Genomic DNA, 13,418 nt, shown 5'->3' with positions numbered 1-13,418 from the left:
AAATAAATTATCATTAAAAATACTTGATTTTATGTCTATTGTTAAAGAATTCAACGATTACCGTACCCGAATGAATGAAGTCATCCTTGCACAAGATAATTTGCCTTTAAAGCGATTTTTTTCTTTGGATCATCAAATGTATCAGGAAGGAGCTTTGCCAGTCAAAACTAAAGAACTGCTTGGTCTTGTTGCTTCTATGGTCTTGCGGTGCGATGATTGTATTAAATACCATCTAGAAAAATCCTATGAAAATAAAATTACCACCGAAGAAATTTATGAAGTTTTTGCTATTGCAAATATGGTGGGTGGATCCATTTGTATTCCCCATACAAGGAGAGGTGCTGAATATTGGGAAGCATTGAAAGAGCAAAATGATGAAAAGTCTGAATAATTAGACAAATATTTCAATTTATTGCTTAAGGTCAAACTAGATAATAATACCTAAAGCTCATTCAATAATGATTTCACAACCAATTAAATTTGAGGCTTTTTAACTTTGGCGTATTTGACGTAAAATTAAAAAGCCCAAATTTGCAAGGCGCAAATTCAGGCTCTTTCGACTAAGGTCTCAAAATAAGAAAACTACGATCTTTATCAAGTGGCAAATACTTACTTTAAGTAAATGCAACTGACTCTATTTTTGAATTCAGTTCAATATCCAATCCAAGTCAATGAACTGAATATGAAAGAATTAGAATGATAACAAATGGTTTAGTAGGAGGTGTCTGATACGTTTTAGAGACACTGCTTACTGGGATTTGGTGTAAAGATAAAATACATATATGATAAATTCAAATATTATAGTAAAAATATTATAAAAATTTTTATATATAATACAACGACTCATAGGCATTTCCACAATATTTATAATTAATTCCAAAATATATTATTATATATCAAAATATTATATATAAATAAATATTATAATATAAAAATTGCATGTTATTGCTATCAAAGAATAATATCCTCAGATAAATTGTCGGGTAAATTATATTGAGATTTATATCTTTGATCCTTCTATTGAAAAATACCCGGGTGGTGAAATTGGTAGACACGTACGCTTGAGGGGCGTATGCCGCAAGGTGTGCAGGTTCAAATCCTGTTCCGGGTACCTAAAGAGTCTAAGTATTTTTGGTTGAGTTTTATTTTAATTTATCAAAATACCAAAAAAAGTCCTACCAGTATTATTAATATTATTTAACAGATTATATTCCACAATTTTCTATAGTTCGTTTTTATTAAGATTGCATCTTAATGTGTACTTAACAGTTGAGGTTAATAAATACTTAATTCCATATGTTCATGTTAAACTAAATTGTACTTTTATATCTAAGTTAAAAAGCCATATGAAACGAGTCCAACTTATATTAGGTATGATATTAATTTCATTAATATCGTGTGTATCTACTACCAAAATGATTGAAAAAGGTAATTACGATCAGGCCATTGAAAAATTGGTCAATAAATTAGCGGGTAATAAGAATAAAAAAAGAGATGATGTCATTAATTTAGAATATGCTTTTAAGAAAGCACAATCTGCTGATCTTGCTTTAGAATCTGCATATTTGGAAGATAAAGAAGAATCCAAATGGCTCAATATATACAATATTCATACTCGAATAGAAAATCGTCAAGCCAAAATTGAACCACTATTACCAATCATTTCTAAAGATGGATATCGAGCAGCTTTCAATTTTATCAATACTAAGGAACGAAAGCGGGAATCAAAAAACAACTCCATTGAATTTTTATATATGTCTGCCAAAGAACTTATTGAAAATTCAAAAAGAACAAAAAATAAAGAAAGTGCCCGAGAAGCATACCATAAATTATTGCAAATTGATGGTTTTACAAAAAACTATAAGGATATAGAACAGTTGAAAAAGGAAACTAAATATTATGGAACGAGTCACTATTTAGTCAAAATAGTCAACAATACACAAACCATCATCCCTGTCCAACTTGAGAGCGATCTTCTAAGTATTAGTGTCAAAGAATTGGATAAAAACTGGAAAGCATTTGATATGCGATTAGATCCATCCGTAACTTATGATTATAATATCATAATGAATCTTACATCTATTGAATTTAGCCCTGAGCGTGAAAAAACCAGAATTATTGACGATGTTATGGAAGAAGAAACGGAAGAAATTCTTAAAGACAGATTCGGAAAACCTATCCTGGATTCACTAGGTAAAGAGCAGAAAAGGAAGTATACAGAAACCCATACCTCTACTTTAGAAGAAGTAACTCAAGTGAAATCAGCAATCATTGGCGGTAGATTAGATTGGATTAATTTAATCAATAAAAATATAGAATATACCAAGCCTATACAAGTTGAAAATCTTTTTGAAAATAAATTTGCGAGATTAATAAGAGGTGATGCCAGTAAAGTTTCAAAAGTGAATCAAAAATTATTAAAAAACAGAGCAGTAGGATTTCCATCCAATCAAAATATGTTACTAGATACAGGCGAGAAATTAAAAAATATTATTAAGGATATGATTTTTGAGCATGAACGATAATATCATTATTAATAATCATAATACTTCAAGCTTATCAATCTACAACCAATTGTAGGAAACACCAGTCTCATGAAAGAACATACTAATGATTATACTCAAGTATTTGAATCAGAATTAGGTAAACTAAATCAAAATCAAAAACTTGCTGTTGATTCTATAGAAGGGCCAGTTATGGTTATTGCTGGCCCGGGCACAGGAAAAACTCAAATATTAGCCTTAAGAATTGGTAATATCATCATCAATTCAGGTATTGAAGCCAAGAATATTTTGTGCCTGACTTATACTGAAGCAGGTGCCACTGCCATGCGAAAAAGGTTGGCTGAATTTTTTGGCGGGATAGCTTATGATGTTTCGATTTATACTTTTCATGGATTTTGTAATAAAATTATTAAGGATAATCCCAAATCATTTGAATTGTATGGTGAACACGATTTAGTATCAAGTTTAGAATTAAATCAAATCATACATGAAATACTTCAAGGATTATCTCCTTCCGATGCTTTGTATAATTATCATGGCAATTACACCGAACTGAATAAAAATTTAATTACTTTTTTTCATGATATTAAATCTGAATCCTGGCATCCTAAAGATATCATTGAAGCTATAGAATTTGATATTAATAATCTCAGGTTGGACCCTAACTATTATTATAAACGCAAATCCGGAATCTATAATAAAGGCGATTTTAAAGAATCAGCATTCAAGGAACAAGTAGAAAAGTTCGAGCGAACAAAATCTGCACTAAAACTTTACGAATTATTTCAAAATGCAATGATTAAAAATAATCGTTATGATTATGATGATTTAATACAATGGGTAATAAAAAAATTTATTAATGATGATTCATTTTTAGGAAAATATCAAGAACTTTATCAATACATATTAATAGATGAATATCAGGATACCAATGGATCTCAAAATGAACTTGTTAGTTTGTTAGTTTCTTATTGGGACCAACCCAATATTTTTGTAGTTGGTGATGATGATCAAGCCATTTACAGATTTCAAGGTGCAAATGTGCGAAATATGATTGATTTTAAAAACAAATACAATCCAGAAATCATACTGTTAAAAGAAAATTATCGATCTTCTCAATCGATATTAGATTTATCCGGTTGCAGTATTCGAAATAACAAGGAGCGCTTAATTAATGAATTAGAAGGACTGGATAAGGATCTAATAGCAGCAGGAACTTATTCAAAATTAGTTTCAAAACCAGAATACATAACTTATTCAGATGTTAAAACTGAAATTTATGAGACCGTAAACTATATTGAACAATTAATTAAAAATCACAAAGTACCCGCCAAAGAAATAGCAATACTTTTTAGGAAAAACGTCGACGCTATACCATACGCTAAGTTATTGCAAGCAAAGCAGATACCAATATTTGCAAGTAAAGAGATCAATGTTCTAGACGATCCACTTTTACTGCAAATTTTAAATATTTTAAAATACTTTGAACAAGATATTAACGATCCTCTAGGTTCAGATTTATTACTATATCAAATATTACACTCTATTTTTATTCCTATATCAACGATTGATATTGGTATAATGGCTTTACATCTTAGAAATAAAAAAAACAATGTTACATTATCTAGTGATAAAGTCATATTAAATGATTCATTAATTATGCTCATGAACAATAGTGAAGCGCTAACGAATGCTGGTGTTTTACACGTATCAGAAATTTATGGAATAGCCCAAAAAATAATGGCTCTTGGTAAAGAAAGATCATTGTTGACGACACAAATGTTTCTTGAAAAAATATTGTACGAATTTAATATTTTGCAATTTATTCTAAATCATAACAATCGAGATCAATATTTACAAATTCTTAATACTTTTTTCGAATTTATAAAGAATGAATCTGTTAAAAATCCAAAAATATCTTTAGAGCAGTTGCTTACTATGATAAGACAAATGCAGGACAATAATATTGGATTGCCTTTAATGTTATTTTCAGGAGGCCGACACGGTGTTCACTTGGGAACATTGCACAGCGCTAAGGGACTTGAGTTTGATCATGTGTTTATGGTGAGCAATACTGAAAGAAATTGGAATACTTCGAGTCGTCAAAATTTTAAATTGCCATCAAAATATGTTAAATCAGATTCAGGTTCAGATGAAGATGCACGAAGACTATTTTATGTTGGAACAACTCGTGCGCGGAAAGTGCTCAAATTATCTTATAGTTTACAAGATGGAAACAAGAATGAAAATATCCCTTCAAGATATATGGGTGAAATTCAACATATACCAGAAATTGAGAGATTAAAAATAAATGGGACAAATGATACTATTTCTTATACGCTTTTTGAAGAAATGAATTATGTTAAAAAGGAATTTGTAAAAATTGATCAATTAAGATTTGATACATTTTTTGAAAATTTCCAATTGACAACGACTTCAATGGATAAATATTTGAAGTGCCCTTTAGCTTTTTATTATGAAAAAGTGCTTCGGGTTCCAAGTGGTAGAAGTCCACATATGGGTTTTGGAAATGCAATACATCATACACTCCAATTTTATTTAGATGATCAATTTTATAAGCAAGAATTTCAGGAAGAAAAATTGATTTCTATTTTTAATTCTAAAATGGCCATTTATAAATCTCACTTTACTGAGAAACAATTTGAAACGTATACGTATGAAGGAATTAGAAGTCTATCGGGCTTTCTAAAAAAGTATTTACCTGAATGGAAGGGCGTTCTTAAAATGGATATGGAGCATAAAATAAAAAATCTATATCGAGGTGTTCCTATCGCAGGACAGATTGATCGTATTGACGAAATTTCTAATGGTTATCGTGTTATTGATTATAAAACAGGAAAGGCAGATAATATAAGTGAAAAAACAAGAGGAAGATCTGAAAAATTGCCTCTGGGAAGTGATTATTTTAGACAAATGATATTTTATCGACTTTTATTGGACGCTCAAATTCAATATAGTGGGAAAGTAGTATCTGGATTATTTCATTTTGTGAATCAGGATAAAAAGGGTGAATATCAAACTAGAGAAATTCAAGTAACTCAAGAAGATAAATTGTGGTTGGGAGATATGATAGTCGATGTATACAATAAAATTAAAAATCAAGTTTTCGAGCCAGGTTGTGGATCTTCTGAATGTATCTGGTGTACTTATGTAAATTCAGGGTCATTGCCCATCGACCAATCAAATGCTGAAGAAGATACAATAAATGATGAATTGGTGAATTAATGCTAAATGATTGACGTCAATTAAAAATATTAGTCATCATGATTGGGAATGTTAAGTTCGTTTTCCCATTTACCGATGACAACAGTAGCCAAACAATTTCCAAAAGTATTAACTGCTGTTCTTGCCATATCCATTAAGGCATCTATTCCTAAAATAGCTGCAATTGGCCATTCTGGTAGGCCAAATGAACTTGCAGTTGCAGCTAATATAACTAATGAAGCCCGTGCAACTCCAGCAACTCCTTTGCTCGTTAACATCAGGGTTAATAACATAATAATTTGCTGACTTATAGTTAATTCAATTCCACCTGCCTGTGCTACAAATATGGCAGCTAAAGCTAAATATAAAGTCGTTCCATCTAAATTAAAACTCAAACCGGTAGGTAATACAAAAGCAACTACTTCTCTAGTCACTCCGAATTGTTCCATATTCTCCATTGCTGATGGTAATGCTGCTTCTGAACTTGCTGTTCCAAAAGCTATACTTACTGGTTGTGTTACATATTTTATAAATCGTTTTAAGGGAATTTTTGCAATCCAAATGATGGGTAAAAATACAAACAGCACAAGCACAATTAATGCGATATATAGAGTAACTAAAAGTAGTAAAAGATTGTGAAGTACTTCAATTCCAAGATTTGCAATAGTGTAGGCTATTGCTCCTCCCACAGCAAATGGAGCAAAGTACATAATGATATCTGTAAACTTGAACATTATTGCGGATAGAGATTCTGCAAATTCTAGTATTGGGCGTTTAACTTTTTTATCAACAAACATCATTGATATCGCAAAAATTAAACAAAAAACAACTATTTGCAATACTTGACCATCAGCAATAGACTTAATAAAATTTTCAGGAAAAATGTGAAGTACCAGGTCTTTCCAGCCTTGCGCTTGAATATTGGGAGGCAATTCTTCTTTAATTCCAGTATGATTAATACCAATTCCAGCCTTGCTAATATTTATGGCAATTAATCCTATGGCTAATGCTATTGTAGTAACTACTTCGAAATATAATAATGATTTCCATCCTAATCTACCTACTTGTTTAATATTTGAATGACCTGCTATACCAACAATCAGTGTCCCAAATAGGAGTGGTGCGATGATGGTTTTGATCATTTTAATAAAAATCTTACTAAGGATATTCAATTCAATTCCAAGAGCAGGAAAATCATACCCAATTTCTGCTCCGACTATCATTCCAATAAAAATCCATGTTGTTAATTTACTATAGTGATAACCTAATAATAGAAGCATAAAGATTCCAATCCAGCGAATTATACCATTTATCTGGTCCGATAAATTAAAATTTATAAAAAATTGAAGCCCTGAATAAAGACCTATAATCAAAATAATTAAAAAAATGATCTTTAAATTATTTTTAATAAATGTTTTCATATTAAATTTTCATTATTTAATAGGTCAAATTAAGTCAAATCATTTAGTTAAGTTATATTTAAAAATTACTTTTTTTAATGAGTCTTTTTCTATTGAGTATTCCAATAAATAAAGGCATGGCACTAATAACTATAATGCACAAGATCACAATAGTAAAATTGTTTTTGACAAAAGGTAAGTTTCCAAATAGATAACCGATTAAAGTCAAGGGTATAATCCATAAGATAGCACCAATAATATTATATAAGGTAAATTTGAAAAAATTCATATTTCCAATTCCGGCCACCAAAGGAACGAAAGTTCGAATTAGTGGTAAAAATCTACCAATGATAAGTGCTTTTCCTCCATGTTTTTCATAAAAATTTTGAGTCCTTATTAAATATTCTTTTTTAAGATATGGATTGTTTCTTTCAAAAACTTTTGGTCCTAACCATTTTCCTATATAAAAATTCAGAGTATTTCCTAAGAATGCACCGATAATACAAACGAACATAATAGTAAAGACATTCAAATTACCACTTGAAGCTAATGCTCCGGCAGCAAACAGTAAACTATCACCAGGAAGGACTGCCATTACTACCAGTCCTGTTTCAGAAAAAAGGATCAAAAAAAGAATAATATATATATAGGTTCCATACTGACTGGTTAATTCCACTAAATGTTTATCCACATGTAATACAAAATCAATAATTTGATTGATCCAATTCATAATTTAAATGATTAAGCATAAAGGTAATAAGTATTTTATACTCTAACCAATATAATAAATCATTGATTGTTAGTATTCAATATAGTAAACAAGGTTATATAAATGTGAATCAAATATTTAAATAGATATGTATTATATAATAATAAAATATAATATATATAATATTTAAATATAACTATATATGTTTTATATTACAAAAATATTTAATATATTTGCAGTTCCCAAATAATCTCAAAAAATGGAACGAAATATCAGCGTATTACCTTCTCTATCTCTAAAGGGATTAACTGAGAGAACCAAAGATTTATTATTAGCTTTAGCCATAGCATTATTTGGTATTATAGGGAGTTATTTAATTTTGGGTCGATCCATTCAAGCCGATACACAATCCCAAAATAATACAACAATGGTCAAGAAGGATCAAACATTTCATGTGCTTGAAAATAAACAATTATCAAATATCAATGAAAGGGAAATAAATACAAGACTTTTGATCAAAGGAGATTTAATACCTGGTAATGATATTACTTTTAATTACATAGCATTTGATGAATCAAAAAAGTATTTAATTGATTATGGTAATGGAATGCGCAGACGTTTTTCGAATAATTTGGTACAACAAAAGTTTAGTGAACCAGGAATTTATATTGTAAATCTTTATGAATTCAATGAGAATAGATGGAAATTGGTTTCTTCCCAAACTGTTACTATAAAATCAAGTATTGATCGATCAGTTTCATTTCTATAGATTATTTCTTTTTAGAATGCATCTAAAGCTTATTGATAATACTCGTAAACTATAATCTATTGATATATGCAATGATATGAAAAGTAGAGAATATTTTTAGGATTATTACTTATTGTATAAACGCATATTGAACCAGGTTCGCACCCATACGCAAAGCCTGAATTCTGACTTCTTCCGGATCCTTATGAACTTCACGATCTTCCCAGCCATCACCAAGATCGCATTCAAATGAATAATAACAAACTAATCTGCCTTGCCAAATCAGACCAAAACCCTGAGGTGCTTTTCGATCGTGTTCATGAATTTTAGGTAGGCCCTTTGGAAATTCAAATTTCTGTTTATATATGGGATGTGAAAATGGAAGTTCAATAAAGTCCAGCTCTGGAAAAACTTTTTTCATAGAAGGCCTGACGAAAGGATCCATTCCATAATTATCGTCAATATGTAAGAAACCTCCTCCAAGTAAATACTGTCTTAAATTCTGTGCTTCAAGATCACTAAAAACTACATTTCCATGTCCAGTCATGTGTAAAAAGGGATAATTAAATAGATCAGCACTTCCAACCTCAACGGTTGCATAATTTTCATCTAAAGCCATCTTAAGTTCCTTATTACAAAACCTGCTTAAATTTTTTAATGAAGTGGGATTAGCATACCAATCACCACCACCATTATATTTTAGTAATGCTAATTTTAGGGGTATACTATTTTTGTTTGAAAAAGACAAAAACACACAACTAAAAAAGAATAATAAAATAATATTTTTATTCATTTTAAATTTTTAAGAGTTTGTAAAATGATACATGTAGCTATTCCTGCTGTTTCAGTTCTCAATCTAAACGAACCAAGATGCACCGGTATATAATCAAATGACATGGCTAATTTGATTTCGTTAGTTGTAAAGTCTCCGGCAGGGCCTATTAATACTGTAGCATTTTCATTAGACTTATATTTTTCTCCAATAAATCCTTCATTTCCAGATTCGCAATGACAAATAAAACGTTGATCGGGTACATTTGTTGCAATAAATTCTTTATATGAAATTAATGAATTTAAAACTGGTAAAGTAGGTCTTAATGTTTGCTTAGCGGATTCCAATATTATTTTTTGAATCCGATCTATTTTTATTCGTGAATGTTCAGTTCTTTCACAGAGGATAGGTGTTATTTGATCTACACCGCTTTCCACTACTTTTTCAACAAACCACTCAAAGCGATCCATATGTTGAGTGAGGCTAATAGCTATATGGATTTCTCCAATTGATTTTTGGTGTTGCTTATAGATATCCTTACAATGAATAATAAGTTCATCTTTTAAAATCCTGACGATTTCTCCGTACCAAATAATACCTTTAAACTCAGTTATTAAGACCTGATCTCCTATCTTATTTCGGGTAACTTTTGAACAATGATGGGCCTCTGGACCAGACAAAGTCAATTCAAAATCATTTACTCTATGGCCAAAAAATAAATTCACCTTCTTAATTTGGATCAAAGATAATAGATGCAAATCGCTTTTGTTAAAGGCAAATCGATTTCAGAGGGAGGTAAAGTCAATATTTAAAAATTAAGCAACATTAAGTATATCTTTGTGTTTTATTTTCGTTTTATTGATTCAAATCAGTTAAATTTTGCAAATGGGTAATGTTATAATGATACTCCAGTTTATTTTGAGCTTATCAATACTGGTCATTTTACACGAATGCGGTCATTTTTTTCCAGCTCGGTGGTTCAAAACCAGAGTAGAAAAATTTTACTTGTTCATGGATCCCTATTTTTCCTTATTCAAGAAAAAAATTGGTGATACGGAGTATGGTATAGGCTGGTTACCCTTAGGTGGATACGTCAAAATTTCCGGGATGGTTGATGAAAGTTTTGATACAGAACAGCTCAAAAAGGAGCCTCAACCATGGGAATTCAGATCAAAGCCAGCCTGGCAGCGATTAATTATTATGTTGGGAGGTGTAACTGTAAATTTTGTATTAGGGTTTTTCATTTTTGCAATGCTTTTATGGATAAATGGGATTGAATATTTACCTAACACCGCAATGAAACATGGTATTTATACAGACAGTTTAAGCTATGAAATGGGATTTAGAGATGGAGACCAAATTGTAGCAATCAATGGAAAAACCTTTGATAGATTCGATAAAGGACTATTTTTAAAATCAATTATTTTTGATAACAATACCAAAGTCGATATCCTTAGATCTGGTCAGTCCATGAGTTTGAATATTGATCCCAAGTATATCGGAATACTCACGAAGCCGGAATCCAAATCTTATGAACTTTGGGGTATTCCTTTTCCGTCTAAAGTCGGCAGAATTCTTGAAAATTCCGGAGCTGCTAAAGCAGGAATACTTAAGGGAGATCTCGTTATTGGGATCAATGAACAACCTGTTCAGTTCATTCATGAGGTATTTAAATTAACAAAAAATAAACCATCAACAACCTTCCAATTTCAAGTGGTACGAAATCTTGATACCTTGATCATTCCTGCTAGCTCAGATGATAAAGGTGTTGTCGGACTCGGCTGGGAAACGGCAGGGTATTATGAAACAAAAACTGAGCATTTTACTTTATTGGCATCCATTCCGAAAGGTATCGATACAGGAATAGATCTTTTAGGTAAACAGTTAAAAGGATTTAGCATGATGTTTTCAGGAAAAATAAATGCAAAGGATAGTCTAGGTGGATTTGCTGCAATCGCTAATATGTTTGATAAAACCTGGAATTGGACCTCTTTTTGGAGAATGACAGCCATTCTATCCATTATACTTGGATTCATGAATCTATTACCTATTCCGGCATTAGATGGTGGATATGTAGTTTTTCTATTAATTGAAGTTTTTACTGGAAGAAAGGTTCCAGACAGAATCATTGAAAAAGCTACAATGGTAGGATTTATACTTCTTATTGGATTGTTGTTGTTTGCTAATGGTCTTGATGTTATGCGATATTTTAATAAGTAATGAATTATTTTGAATTTTATCAACTGGAACCAAAGGTTTTATTAGATTTGAACGCTTTGAGGCAAAAATTCTATGCTAAAAGTCGCGAGCTACATCCAGATCAGAATAATAAATTAGATCTTTCTGAAAATGAAATTCAATACGATTCAGCATTTAATAATATAGCTTATAAGACATTAGGTTCTTTTGAAATGCGCTTAAAATATATTCTCGAACTTGAATCGATTAATATTGAAAGTCAACAGAATAATCCACTTCCAGAAGATTTTCTTATGGAAATGTTAGAGCTTCATGAAGAGATTATAGAAGCAAAACATCTAAATAAAATAGAAGAATTATCTAAATTAGAAGATTCCATACGCTTAGTTGAAGAAAAAAACCTTCAAGAAATACTACCATCTATAACTGATTATGATAGTGGTAAGAAAGTAGACAATACACTAATAAAGCTGCAGCAATATTATTACAAATTAAAATACTTTAACAGATTAAAATCAGCAATTAAAGGCGATTCAGTAGAGTTATAAATGTTTCCTAAACAGGATATTCAACATAATTACGTGGTGTTTCATACAATCTGACAACAAGATCTAAATCCTCTGAAATTTGTAATCTTAATATATTATAAATCTCAATACAAATATTTTCAGCAGTGGGAATTTTATCCTGGAATTCAATAAGATCTAAATTAAGATTGGTGTGATCATAGCGGTTTTCTACATGAATTTGGATAATTTCTTTCAGTTTTTTTAAATCCATTACTATCCCAGTCTCAGGATTCATCTCCCCGGTAACTTTAATTTCCAGTTCGTAATTATGGCCATGAAAATTTGGCTTACTGCAAATTCCAAAAACTTCTTGGTTTTTTTCATCAGACCATTTAGGATTATACAGTCGATGTGCTGCGTTAAAGTGTCCTTTGCGAAATATCGCTACACGCATTATTCTATATTTACTGACTTAAACTGATTTTTGAGACCTTGAACTCAAAAGTATTCTATATATAAGATCTTTAAAAAAGATCCAATTAGGCCATTTTTGCTACCTTTATCATGAGGCTGCTTTTTAAATTACCAGCCTTGTTTTTATGCCATGTGTTTTTCTTAGCTAAGCGATCAATCATGGAAATTACTTTTGGTAAAAACTTGTTTGCCTCAGCTTTATCTTCTAATAATCTCAACTTTGCAATTGCAGTTCTTGTAGACTTTTTATAATACCTATTTGCTAAGCGTATTACAACACCCTGACGGATTCTTTTTAATGAGGATTTATGGTTTGCCATATCTCTTTTTATTTTAAGGAGTGCAAAGATATAGTAATAATGGCAATTAAACTAAAATAAATGAAAATTTTATCTTAACCTATCTTGTGATTGTACAATTTCTTCATCCCGTCTTATCCCTCTGGTGGCCAGCCAAACTGAAATAACCCCGAAAATGCCCAAATAAAGCCCGATTTCGGCTCTCATTTCGGGAAATTTGCCGTTAGAATACAAAGTATAAAAAACAAAGCCAATACAAGCAAACAGTTGAATCATTGCTGCTAAACTGGCAATTAGTATTTGTAAACCTCGATTTTTAAACAGGAATATAGCGCTAAAAGCTAAACCAGCAGAAAGAATACTACCATACATAATTATTGGATTTTCAGTAGCTTGTATAATATTGTCTTCTAGCATACCTATACCAGGTGTTATGGTTTTTACCATTATGAATGATGGGTATAGCTCAAATCCGCAGCATAAGCTGCTCAATAATAACCACAGTGATTGTTTTCGTTGGATCATATCCTCAATTTGATCGCAAAAATAGATGATTAATGCTAAAAGTAATCAAAATCA

The 13,418-nt window shown here is 30.8% G+C and carries 13 protein-coding genes and 1 tRNA gene; 7 read left to right on the top strand and 7 right to left on the bottom strand.

The genetic code is table 11. The annotated features are described in order from the left end of the window. Nucleotides 1-31: 31 nt before the first annotated feature. From IPK88_04850 to IPK88_04835, 4 genes are all read left to right on the top strand, one after another. Complete coding sequence (locus IPK88_04850; protein ID MBK8242733.1) at nucleotides 32-391, top strand: carboxymuconolactone decarboxylase family protein; 360 nt, start codon at nucleotides 32-34, stop codon at nucleotides 389-391. A gap of 638 nt (nucleotides 392-1,029) precedes the next feature. Continuing rightward, a tRNA-Leu gene (locus IPK88_04845) sits at nucleotides 1,030-1,111 on the top strand. A gap of 235 nt (nucleotides 1,112-1,346) precedes the next feature. Then, nucleotides 1,347-2,525 carry a hypothetical protein gene (locus IPK88_04840; protein ID MBK8242732.1) on the top strand — a complete coding sequence of 393 codons (1,179 nt, stop codon included), beginning with the start codon at nucleotides 1,347-1,349 and terminating at the stop codon, nucleotides 2,523-2,525. 69 nt (nucleotides 2,526-2,594) lie between these two features. Beyond that, nucleotides 2,595-5,750 carry an ATP-dependent helicase gene (locus tag IPK88_04835; GenBank protein MBK8242731.1) on the top strand — a complete coding sequence of 1,052 codons (3,156 nt, stop codon included), beginning with the start codon at nucleotides 2,595-2,597 and terminating at the stop codon, nucleotides 5,748-5,750. A gap of 29 nt (nucleotides 5,751-5,779) precedes the next feature. Here the strand turns inward: IPK88_04835 and IPK88_04830 are convergent, their stop codons facing one another. After that, entirely contained in the window at nucleotides 5,780-7,150 is a 1,371-nt protein-coding gene (locus IPK88_04830) for a cation:dicarboxylase symporter family transporter (GenBank protein MBK8242730.1), read from the bottom strand. Nucleotides 7,151-7,208: 58 nt separating this feature from the next. Then, nucleotides 7,209-7,859, bottom strand: a complete 651-nt coding sequence (locus tag IPK88_04825; protein ID MBK8242729.1) for a DedA family protein — start codon at nucleotides 7,857-7,859, stop codon at nucleotides 7,209-7,211. 238 nt (nucleotides 7,860-8,097) lie between these two features. Between IPK88_04825 and IPK88_04820 the strand changes: the two genes are divergently transcribed. Further along, a complete protein-coding gene (locus IPK88_04820) occupies nucleotides 8,098-8,607 on the top strand; it encodes a hypothetical protein (protein MBK8242728.1) in 510 nt (169 codons plus the stop codon). 109 nt (nucleotides 8,608-8,716) lie between these two features. Here the strand turns inward: IPK88_04820 and IPK88_04815 are convergent, their stop codons facing one another. Continuing rightward, the gene (locus IPK88_04815; protein ID MBK8242727.1) at nucleotides 8,717-9,379 is read right to left on the bottom strand and encodes a DUF4159 domain-containing protein; all 663 of its coding nucleotides are present in this window, start codon (nucleotides 9,377-9,379) and stop codon (nucleotides 8,717-8,719) included. After that, a complete protein-coding gene (locus tag IPK88_04810; protein ID MBK8242726.1) occupies nucleotides 9,376-10,083 on the bottom strand; it encodes a 16S rRNA (uracil(1498)-N(3))-methyltransferase in 708 nt (235 codons plus the stop codon). Before IPK88_04810 ends, IPK88_04815 begins: the two co-directional genes overlap by 4 nt. A gap of 160 nt (nucleotides 10,084-10,243) precedes the next feature. Here IPK88_04810 and rseP point away from each other — a divergent pair, with 160 nt between their 5' ends. Beyond that, nucleotides 10,244-11,578 carry an RIP metalloprotease RseP gene (gene rseP / locus IPK88_04805; GenBank protein MBK8242725.1) on the top strand — a complete coding sequence of 445 codons (1,335 nt, stop codon included), beginning with the start codon at nucleotides 10,244-10,246 and terminating at the stop codon, nucleotides 11,576-11,578. Next, nucleotides 11,578-12,105: a hypothetical protein gene (locus tag IPK88_04800; GenBank protein ID MBK8242724.1), complete on the top strand. Its 528-nt coding sequence runs from the start codon at nucleotides 11,578-11,580 to the stop codon at nucleotides 12,103-12,105. The genes rseP and IPK88_04800 overlap by 1 nt, the downstream gene beginning before the upstream one ends. 7 nt (nucleotides 12,106-12,112) lie before the next feature. On the opposite strand, the gene IPK88_04795 is transcribed toward IPK88_04800, so the two are convergent. The 3 genes from IPK88_04795 to IPK88_04785 all read right to left on the bottom strand — a co-directional run bounded on the left by IPK88_04795 (nucleotide 12,113) and on the right by IPK88_04785 (nucleotide 13,364). Beyond that, a complete protein-coding gene (locus tag IPK88_04795) occupies nucleotides 12,113-12,520 on the bottom strand; it encodes a 6-carboxytetrahydropterin synthase (GenBank protein MBK8242723.1) in 408 nt (135 codons plus the stop codon). A gap of 85 nt (nucleotides 12,521-12,605) precedes the next feature. Beyond that, nucleotides 12,606-12,860: a 30S ribosomal protein S20 gene (locus IPK88_04790; GenBank protein ID MBK8242722.1), complete on the bottom strand. Its 255-nt coding sequence runs from the start codon at nucleotides 12,858-12,860 to the stop codon at nucleotides 12,606-12,608. A gap of 69 nt (nucleotides 12,861-12,929) precedes the next feature. Further along, nucleotides 12,930-13,364 carry a DUF4293 family protein gene (locus tag IPK88_04785; GenBank protein MBK8242721.1) on the bottom strand — a complete coding sequence of 145 codons (435 nt, stop codon included), beginning with the start codon at nucleotides 13,362-13,364 and terminating at the stop codon, nucleotides 12,930-12,932. Between the last annotated feature and the right edge of the window lie 54 nt (nucleotides 13,365-13,418).

It is taken from the genome of Candidatus Defluviibacterium haderslevense (assembly GCA_016712225.1).
GTDB classification, from domain to species: domain Bacteria; phylum Bacteroidota; class Bacteroidia; order Chitinophagales; family Saprospiraceae; genus Vicinibacter; species Vicinibacter haderslevensis.
This window is presented reverse-complemented; position numbering and strand designations above follow the sequence as displayed.

Bases quoted from the DNA above. Each gene is read 5' to 3' on its own strand.
- IPK88_04830 (MBK8242730.1), bottom strand. From the start codon at position 7,150: ATGAAAACATTTATTAAAAATAATTTAAAGATCATTTTTTTAATTATT.
- IPK88_04795 (MBK8242723.1), bottom strand. From the start codon at position 12,520: ATGCGTGTAGCGATATTTCGCAAAGGACACTTTAACGCAGCACATCGA.
- IPK88_04800 (MBK8242724.1), top strand. From the start codon at position 11,578: ATGAATTATTTTGAATTTTATCAACTGGAACCAAAGGTTTTATTAGAT.
- IPK88_04825 (MBK8242729.1), bottom strand. From the start codon at position 7,859: ATGAATTGGATCAATCAAATTATTGATTTTGTATTACATGTGGATAAA.
- IPK88_04840 (MBK8242732.1), top strand. From the start codon at position 1,347: ATGAAACGAGTCCAACTTATATTAGGTATGATATTAATTTCATTAATA.
- IPK88_04850 (MBK8242733.1), top strand. From the start codon at position 32: ATGTCTATTGTTAAAGAATTCAACGATTACCGTACCCGAATGAATGAA.
- IPK88_04785 (MBK8242721.1), bottom strand. From the start codon at position 13,364: ATGATCCAACGAAAACAATCACTGTGGTTATTATTGAGCAGCTTATGC.
- IPK88_04815 (MBK8242727.1), bottom strand. From the start codon at position 9,379: ATGAATAAAAATATTATTTTATTATTCTTTTTTAGTTGTGTGTTTTTG.
- IPK88_04790 (MBK8242722.1), bottom strand. From the start codon at position 12,860: ATGGCAAACCATAAATCCTCATTAAAAAGAATCCGTCAGGGTGTTGTA.
- rseP (MBK8242725.1), top strand. From the start codon at position 10,244: ATGGGTAATGTTATAATGATACTCCAGTTTATTTTGAGCTTATCAATA.
- IPK88_04820 (MBK8242728.1), top strand. From the start codon at position 8,098: ATGGAACGAAATATCAGCGTATTACCTTCTCTATCTCTAAAGGGATTA.
- IPK88_04835 (MBK8242731.1), top strand. From the start codon at position 2,595: ATGAAAGAACATACTAATGATTATACTCAAGTATTTGAATCAGAATTA.